We start from the raw sequence: 247 nt of genomic DNA, 5'->3' as shown, positions 1-247 counted from the left end.
ATAAGAAGAAACCGCTCTGTTTTTCTTGCTCTTTTTCCAAGAGAGATATTCTTCTATTGGCTAATAGCACATTCTGTTTAGCCATATCGGTCAATCCTGTATAGAAGAGGGCATTTGGCATAACAAAATAGCTTGCCATTTGTAGTGCAATGGCATGCACATGTAATCCAGGACTGGGGTTAGGACCAGGATTAGAGCCAGAGTTTGGATTAGAATTAAGAAATTCAGGTTGCAAACTGAAATTCCA

This window comes from Bartonella sp. AA2SXKL (assembly GCF_042197205.1).
Lineage (GTDB): Bacteria > Pseudomonadota > Alphaproteobacteria > Rhizobiales > Rhizobiaceae > Bartonella.
This window is presented reverse-complemented; position numbering follows the sequence as displayed.